Source organism: Bacillus sp. Brlt_9, from assembly GCF_051948935.1.
GTDB lineage: Bacteria > Bacillota > Bacilli > Bacillales > Bacillaceae_G > Bacillus_A.
Map to the genome: position 1 here is coordinate 1 of NZ_JAYJLO010000026.1, position 8,334 is coordinate 8,334.

Genomic DNA, 8,334 nt, shown 5'->3' on the forward strand with positions numbered 1-8,334 from the left:
ATGTTTTCATACCTCTGTTAATTGCCTGTTTAACTCCTTCTAAATAGGCGAATCCATGTTTTTTATCTGGTTCTAAGTAAGTGCCTTCTGCCCATTCATTCCACGCATTAATAAATAAAAACTCACTATTATAAAGGGAGAACGTACGGTGAATTTGCTTGCTTAAGTATATTGTGAACTTTTCAGGAGTAGAGCCTACAAAAATGCTGCTATTTAAGTCCTTGCGGCGTGCTGTGTTGTCCCAGTCCACAAAGGCACCGGGAAATGTTTTTTTCTCTGGAAGAGATCGTTTTAATATATACATCCACACTTTATCATAATCCCAAGCGTTTATTTGTTTATCAGACTCATATATTGTCTTATTTATGTCTGAAGAGCTATCATGAGCGATTGTATAAAAAGGCTCAAATTGAATGCTAGCATCAAATCCATTTATATTAGGAAGTGGAAAGCTGTTTAATGTTTCTACAAAGTATATACCTTTCAAACCGTTTTCTTGTGCGAGTAAATTCCAGTAATTAAGCATTTGTTCACAATCAGGGATATGCCCAGGACGATAAATAATGAATAGCGGTTTATCATCTATACGGATATATCTCTCATCTTGGAAAGCTTGTAATAAATACTCAAAGTGTTCTTTCCAATCCGATAACCCTCCGTAATTTTGAGGCATTAATATGTGACTATCAAGACCATCCCAAGTTTTTGTCCACGGTTCATTTGCCCAAGAAAGGCAAAATGGAAAATCTGGTTCCTTCATCTTAAGTACCTCGTTAAAGGGTGTCTCCAATAGCCTCTTGCCTTTAAACCAGTAATGGTAATAACAAAAGCCATATATGCCATGTGCTTTGGCGATTTCTGCTTGCCATTTTCTTACGGATGGGGTGGTTAAGTCATAATAAAAATCTTGATAAGGTTCTCTAGGTTGATAATGTCCTGAAAATAAAGGTCGTGCACTTTTCGTATTTGTCCATTCAGTAAAACCTTTACCCCACCATTGGTCATTTTCTTTTATTTGATGAAACTGTGGTAAGTAAAAAGCGATTATTTTCAAGGTATATCCCCCTTATGTTCTTCGTAGTTCCAGTGGTGGGAAGTTACTTTTGATTTTGGGAGCCGGTTTAAAGCGCGCGATATGTTATTTACTTACTTACTTTGTTTATGCTACATAATGAATTCTTTTGTCCAGTTTGCCTGATATGGAAAGCTTTGATGATTTAATATATACGGCTGAGATACAAAATGATCTTCATTATACAATGAGCGAAAAGAGTTAATCTTTTTGGAGAACAAATAGAGCTTGAGGTAATCGGTTTGCATCATCAAAAAAGTCCCTTAGCTTTAAGTACTTCTCATAGTGATTTTTAATATAATTTCTAGGTATAACAGTTTCTCCGTAGAAGCTACTATTTCTAACGTCTCCAGCTCCCGTAGCGCTGTGGACAAAATTTCCGCTTTCATAATCCGAGATGGCACGATTTATATCTGGAAAAGCTTGAGATAAAGTTTTATGCCACCCTGTTTTAATTAATTCAGGGTGTTCCTTGAATTGTTGACAGAAATCGAGAAAATAGCGTGCTTGTGTTGTGGCGATGAAGATTCCACCTGGACGAAGAATTCTTGAAAATTCCTTTATCCAATTTTCTGCAGTTTCTTCGGATAAATGTGAGAATACAGAATAAGCGAATATGATGTCTAATGAATTGTCATTAATAAATTCTACAGGAGGTTGTGGGGGAGCTGTTTTATATTTGCCTCTTCCTAACGTTTCGTTACAAAGATTAATCATTACAGGATCTACATCAATACCAAGTAAATTTTTATGGCGAACATCTTTGAAAAAGAAGCGTATAATTCTTCCCCATCCGCAACCAAAGTCTAAAATTTTCCGTTCTTTATTCAAGGGAACGCCTAAATTATGAGCATATGTTTTTACGAGGATATAAAACAAATATGCTTCATAAAGAGCATGTTCATAGGAGGCGCCTACAAACTGTTGTTGAATTTCTTCAGGGGGGAACATAGGTACTGGGATGCCGTTTATCTTTGTTTGTGAGCAACTTTGTATAAATAGATTTAGAAGTTCAACATCAGAAAGCGGGCTAACAAGGTTATCGAAATCACTTCCTAATTTAAAGTTATTCATTTGTTAACCTCCAAATTATATAGTACCTAAAAATCATTTTCGTGTTTTTTACTAATAAAAACATGTAGAAACTCAGCATCTAACCCCAGTGATCTATCCTTTTGTAAATAAACAATAGTATACATATTTGCATGTGTATAAATATATTCAATCATATCTTGGCCCCAATCAAATGTTACTAAAGACCCATTCTCATCAATAGGATTTCCGTGATAAATTGGCTCTTCAATATATTCAATGCCATCCTTATTGATTCTTGCTCTTTGCAAAGTCTTTGGGAGTGTGTGATACCAAGGTACAGTAAACACATGAGCGCCGCCAGGCTTTAATACACGCTCTATTTCTTTAAAGGCTTTGTTTGGCTCCATTACATGTTCAAAGACATCTTGAGTAATGAATAAATCAAAAGATTCATTTTGGAAAGTCATGTCTTCTAAGTTCTCGCATCTAATTCCTTGAAAGTATTGGCCGAGAGGGTGGTTTTTAAAGTATTGAGAATATGTATAGTTTTTGCAGTTTTTTATTAGTAGTTGAGTTGTAATCCCTCCTGGAGAAGATTCGTGGATATGATAGGAACCCCATTTTGGAAAAAATGTATTTAAAACATGTATTAAAGCTCGCTGCCTTGGTATAGAGTGGCATGTAGAACATAAGTAGTGATCTCTAAGCCAATCATTATGCTCTATAAATGTAGCTTCCTTCTCGCAAATAACGCAATATCCATTATTGTGCTTCAAATTACCTTCCACATGACATCACTCCTGTGTAAAAAATGCATGCGACACATACGTCAACAATCAGCGAAATCAATGAGAGTGGGTGAAAATAAGGGAATCCATAAAAGTAAGATTGGTAGAAGGAAATAATTAGCGGGGGGAGAACCCCACGCTAATTAAAGTTTCACTTTATGCTATGCGACACATTCGCTTTTATTCATTGAAGAGTGTATCGATTTAAAGTATCCCTTTTGTGTACGGGTACATTTCAAAGTCTTGTGCATATATTTCTGTAACTAACGCCATTGTTTCTTCATCATAAAAACTTTCATATGTTGGAAAGCGAGGAAAGGTAGCATCCGTAATGCTGAGCTCTGCATAGCTTCCTGTATAAAGCATTTTATGAGCACGATGATGATCTGAATTTGTAAGTAGCGCTAAATTGGATTTAATTAAATCGTACGTATGTTCTAATTTGGTGATTTGTGTATTAAAATCTTCTAAAGGAATATAGTATTGGATGAATTTTTCTTCACCTGAAACGTATTGTTGGCTAAAATGTATGTCCATTGCGAGGGAATTTGGACCTAATGCTCGAACGTAATATAAAAATTGTTTAAAGGATATTCCCTGGCTACTATATTTGTCATTATACAAATAATGGCGGATACTTTCCCATTGAGGAATTGCATATGGATTGTCAGCAAGTAATAAAAATGAGCTGACAGCCCTTGTATAGGGATTCCGCACGAGTTTACAAACATCTTTTTTTGCTGATAGAAGTCCATTTTGTAACTCTGGTATGTAGTTAGTGTTGTTTTTATACACCCAGAATTCATAGTAATGAATGAAGTCATGGTATTGCTTTGCTTCATTAAACAATCCAATTTGAAAAAAGAACCAATTAGCTAAAGTAGTGCATCCGCTTCTATGGCTCCAAAATAGTATAAGTGGAAAGTCTTTATGGAAATGTGGGATTCGATCTTTATGTAGGATTACATGATTTAAAAGCCCTTGATTTACATTCTTCATACATGTAGTGCTCCTTTTTGAGAATTTTATATATGGAGAGGGGGAGGCATTTACTAATCCAATATATTCATGGGAATGAGTAAATATTATGAGTGTTTTTTTGTGGTCAGCTTAATAAGGTAGTGCTTCTAAAAGGAAAATATAAAATAAAGATAATGAAAATTTATAAGGGGCATACAATTATAAGACAATGAATAATAGGAGTGACCAAGTTCATTTATTTGTATTTCTAGGTGTGATAAGTAAAAATCTTATTACTAGAGAGGATATTATGAGGAAGAATAATTATTTAATAGTAGGTGGAAATAGTTTTATTGGTATTAACCTCGCATTAGGTTTATTGAATCAAGGGCAAAATGTAAAAATCTTTTCCAGACATATAAATAATTTCCCTCAAAATATTATAAGTGAGGTTGAATTTATTAAAGGTGATTTAGCGAATGTTGAAGATATATATAAAGCTTTAGTGAATGTGGATATGATTATTTATTTAGCTGCAACGTCTAATGTAGCAACTTCAATTGAAGATGTTTTCGGAGATATAAACAGTAGCTTTTTTTTTCTTAATTTCATGGAAAGTGTTAAAAATTTTCCTATTAAAAGAATTGTATTAGCATCTTCTGGGGGCACCGTGTATGGTGAGCCTGAATATTTACCTATTGCTGAGGAACATCCATTAAAACCACTTTCTCCTTATGGAATAACAAAAGTGTCGCTTGAAAATTATTTGTACTTTTATAAGAAAAAATACGGAATTGACTATGTTGTATGTAGATATTCTAATCCATATGGAAAATATCAAAACCCTTTAAAGAAAGTTGGTGCAATCAATTATTTTTTGTATCAACATCTCAGTAATGAAAAGATTAATATATATGGGAATCCACAAGAGATTATTCGAGATTATATTTATATCGATGATTTAGTTGAAATCACTATACAACTATCACAATTAAATCGCCTGAAATCATGTGTGTATAACATAGGGAGCGGCAAAGGCCTTTCTTTAAAACGAATTATAGTAGAATTGGAGAAGTTAACGGAAAGAAAAGTGGATTTTATCTGTTATAAACAAAAACAAGAAAATGTTCAAAAAATCATCTTAAATATAGATAGAGTAAGACAAGAATGTAATTGGGAACCGAAAATAGATTTCAAAAGTGGTATTAGATTAAATAAGCTATGGATTGAAGAGTTCTTATATAGTAAAAAATAATAAACCATGCCCTACTTCTGTATAAGTAGAGCATGGTTTATTATTTTATTTCTTTTTGTATTACCCAAAGGTCTTGATGCTCCCACCAAAAACCTTCAGTGTATTTTTTTATAATAGGGTTATAAGGTAATAATTTAATTTTGTCACATACGTAAGAGGGGCTAACGATCGTTTGCCCGTATTGATAAACATCTAAATCCAGTTGTTCACTAGAGGGAAGAAACCAATACCCCTGTTCATTTAAATCGGGAAAGCCAAAGTACTTTTTACTTTGATATCCATGAGTTGTGAAAATGAATAATCCGCCAGGGGAAACAGCATTATACAATGTTTGAAGCCAACGAAACCAAGTCGTGTCAGGCATATGAGAAAAAAAGGATAAACAAAAAACGATATTATACGTAGACGAGGCTAATTTTACTTGTTCTGGTTCGGGATGAGATAAGATAGAAGCAGTATTTAATGTACTTTCAATAAAAGTAATAGCCTCTTCATGTATATCACAAGTAGTTATACTTAAGTTCGTTTGTAGATTTAATAAATGACGTGTTATGCAGCCATATCCAGATGCGAATTCTAATAATTGAATGGGAGTTTCTATAGGAGGAGAGAAGGAAGTGATTAAATCTAAGAGTGTCTCTGCTGATTTTCTTCCATCCTTAAAATAATAATCTATCGCTTCTTTTTTTGACGGAAAGACTGGATTCGTGACAAGGAATTGAAAGATATGATCCTCTGGATGGATACTTGCAGTTACATTGTAGTTATGTGCCATCTGAGAAATCAAATCTTTATTTGCTTCTATAAATTCTTTCAAAGAGTAACCCCCTTTAATGATGGTAACGTCTTATAAGAGATACTGATGGTAAGGGAAATATATAATTAAACCTTCAAATATGCTTTAAGGTACTTTCTATATGTGTACATTTTCTTTTTTGAAATGTCGTCGATAGTAAAGGTTTCTGTAATGAAATTCTGCATTTGTACAACTTCACTGTAATGGGAATATGAATCTTCTGTTCTCGTTACGCTATTTGTATGTCGTCTATGATAGTTTAGCGGTTTTGGATTGAAATAAATATTTCCCTCTTTCAGAATAGAAACATAGAAAAACCAATCGCCAGCTACTTTAAACTTTTCTAATTGTTTTGCTGTAGTTTGTATAGCTATGTTTTTAAAAACTACACTTGAGACATTAGGAATCGTGTTTTTGATAAGTAACGTATCTTGTATTTCATCTGTCCCTTTTCTAAAATAAGAACTCTTCCATTTTTCTTTATCAATATCATTTGTGTAATCTAAATAATGATTGGCTAGGATATTTCCTTGTTCATCTATTTGTTTTGATTGTGTATAGCTTAAGGTGACATCACTATTTATATGAAACCCTTGCATTACTTCTTCTAAAAATGTCTGATCACATAAGTCATCGGCCTCTGCAATCCAAATATAATCACCAGTTGCTGCAGAGACACCTTTTATCCATTGTTTAAATACAGAACCAGAGTTTTTATCATTAATAATTTGTTGAACTTTTAGGTGGGATTTATTTTCGTTTGAGAGCAGCTGTTCAAATGTAGATACACTATTGTCAGTAGAAGCATCGTCTAGGAAAATGAGTTCGTAAAGAGGATAGGTTTGGTTTAATATTGATTTAACTCGGTCAGGTAAGTATTTTTCGTAATTATAGTTCGGTAAGATTACGCTTATTTTTTTATAATTATGCTCAACCAGGCTTAACAATTGATAAATGTAATGAAGGAAATTGAAATCTTTTTCAATAAGTTTTTGGCCAAAGCTACCTTTTTGTAATCGTAAATCTTCATCTCCAATAAATTCATATATTCTTTCCAGCATCATCGGTAAGTTTAAATAGTCTACTAATGCGCCAGTTTGTTCCGTAACAACATCTCCAAAACCTCCAGCATTTTTAAACCCAATAACAGGAACCTTTATATCTAATGCTTCTAAAACAACGTTTGGAAAAGGATCTTCTCTTGAAGTTAATAAATATAAATCAGCCCCGGCGTTATATAAACCGATATCTGGAGTAGGCTCCACTAATGTGAAATGTGCTGTATATCTTTGGGATAGCGTGTTAAAAAAAGAAACATCTGTTCTTCCGACCCAGATAAAATGAATATTCTTATGAACCTTTCTTACGGAGTAAGCAATAAGTGAGAATAAATCTATTCCTTTTCGATGATCAGCGAAACCTACTCCCAAAATGATTTTGCTATCTAGAGGCAGGTTGTGTTTTTTTCTTAATTCGTTTCTAGCTTTTGCAATATTGTTCTTATAAAGATTGTGGTTAAACAAGCCTTGAGGGAGGATGTGGCATTTTTGATGATCTAATTGGGTGATTGTACGGAATTTTTCATACACGTACTGTGAAGGGAAGACAATTTTGTAAGCAAACTCGGCAATGTTTCTAGCTTTTCCCTCGGCAGAGTACTGCTGTATTAAATGCGGCAGTTCATGTATTAATGAAATAACTTCTATATTGTGTTTAGCTAGTGATGCAACTATATCACCACTTATAACGGTACTACATATGGCGATGGTATAACCTTGTGATACTAACTTCTTTATTAATAATTCGACATTTCCTTCCGTTGGGTAGTCTTTCTCTAGGCAATAAACAGGACCATACTTTTGGAAATCGCGGATTAAAGTGCCCGTTCCAATCGAAATAATTGCGACGGAGTAATGAAAGTTTTCTTTAAGAGCTTTAATGGTATGTAAAGAAAGCAGCTGTGCTCCGTGGAAATGGGCATCATGGGATACATAAATGATCTTCTTATTAACATGCATTTCATAACGCCTCCTAAGTTAATTAGGTTTTTAGTAAATGTATGGCGTATTTATAACTCCTAGAGAGAAGTAGTAGAAGATAATTGGGAATGTAGCTGGAATGTATTCGCAATAAAAGATGCTACTTTTAATATATATTTGTTTGGCTTGATATTCATTCTTTAGAAAGGTATAAGTGGTAAGAAAGTGTAGAGTGTCGATTATGAAAGTAACTGTACCATTTTATTAATTTTTAGAGACGGACAATACATTTTATAATTTATAAAATAAAAAGGTAAAAGGTATTGACGATTAGGGTATAGGGGTGTAATATAGAACAAGTCGCCGATGCAATAACGCAGAACGCGGCAAACGAAATGAAAAACTTAGTTGACATTGAAAGATGAAGATGTTAACATAAGGAAGTCGCG

7 protein-coding genes are annotated in these 8,334 nt (G+C 33.6%); 1 reads left to right on the forward strand and 6 read right to left on the reverse strand.

Going from position 1 to position 8,334, the window contains the following annotated elements; translation table 11 throughout:
* From VF726_RS31385 to VF726_RS31400, 4 genes are all read right to left on the reverse strand, one after another.
* Window positions 1–1,054: glycosyltransferase WbsX family protein (locus tag VF726_RS31385; RefSeq protein ID WP_440174119.1), on the reverse strand; the 1,054-nt coding region annotated here is incomplete at its 3' end.
* Window positions 1,055–1,273: 219 nt separating this feature from the next.
* A complete protein-coding gene (locus VF726_RS31390) occupies window positions 1,274–2,146 on the reverse strand; it encodes a methyltransferase (RefSeq protein WP_440174120.1) in 873 nt (290 codons plus the stop codon).
* A gap of 26 nt (window positions 2,147–2,172) precedes the next feature.
* Complete coding sequence (locus VF726_RS31395) at window positions 2,173–2,895, reverse strand: methyltransferase domain-containing protein (RefSeq protein ID WP_440174121.1); 723 nt, start codon at window positions 2,893–2,895, stop codon at window positions 2,173–2,175.
* 204 nt (window positions 2,896–3,099) lie between these two features.
* Window positions 3,100–3,894 (reverse strand): sulfotransferase family 2 domain-containing protein, encoded by a 795-nt coding sequence (locus VF726_RS31400; protein WP_440174122.1) that lies wholly within the window; start codon window positions 3,892–3,894, stop codon window positions 3,100–3,102.
* A gap of 271 nt (window positions 3,895–4,165) precedes the next feature.
* Between VF726_RS31400 and VF726_RS31405 the strand changes: the two genes are divergently transcribed.
* Entirely contained in the window at window positions 4,166–5,110 is a 945-nt protein-coding gene (locus tag VF726_RS31405; protein ID WP_440174124.1) for an NAD-dependent epimerase/dehydratase family protein, read from the forward strand.
* A gap of 40 nt (window positions 5,111–5,150) precedes the next feature.
* Here VF726_RS31405 and VF726_RS31410 read toward each other — a convergent pair whose 3' ends face one another.
* Both VF726_RS31410 and VF726_RS31415 read right to left on the reverse strand, forming a co-directional pair.
* Window positions 5,151–5,927 (reverse strand): class I SAM-dependent methyltransferase, encoded by a 777-nt coding sequence (locus VF726_RS31410; RefSeq protein ID WP_440174125.1) that lies wholly within the window; start codon window positions 5,925–5,927, stop codon window positions 5,151–5,153.
* Between the two features lie 65 nt (window positions 5,928–5,992).
* Window positions 5,993–7,924 carry a glycosyltransferase gene (locus VF726_RS31415; RefSeq protein WP_440174127.1) on the reverse strand — a complete coding sequence of 644 codons (1,932 nt, stop codon included), beginning with the start codon at window positions 7,922–7,924 and terminating at the stop codon, window positions 5,993–5,995.
* Window positions 7,925–8,334: the final 410 nt, after the last annotated feature.

What these genes read in the sequence shown, in the direction of transcription:
- VF726_RS31415 (WP_440174127.1), bottom strand. Translation starts at nt 7,924, where the DNA reads ATGCATGTTAATAAGAAGATCATTTATGTATCCCATGATGCCCATTTC.
- VF726_RS31400 (WP_440174122.1), bottom strand. Translation starts at nt 3,894, where the DNA reads ATGAAGAATGTAAATCAAGGGCTTTTAAATCATGTAATCCTACATAAA.
- VF726_RS31405 (WP_440174124.1), top strand. Translation starts at nt 4,166, where the DNA reads ATGAGGAAGAATAATTATTTAATAGTAGGTGGAAATAGTTTTATTGGT.
- VF726_RS31390 (WP_440174120.1), bottom strand. Translation starts at nt 2,146, where the DNA reads ATGAATAACTTTAAATTAGGAAGTGATTTCGATAACCTTGTTAGCCCG.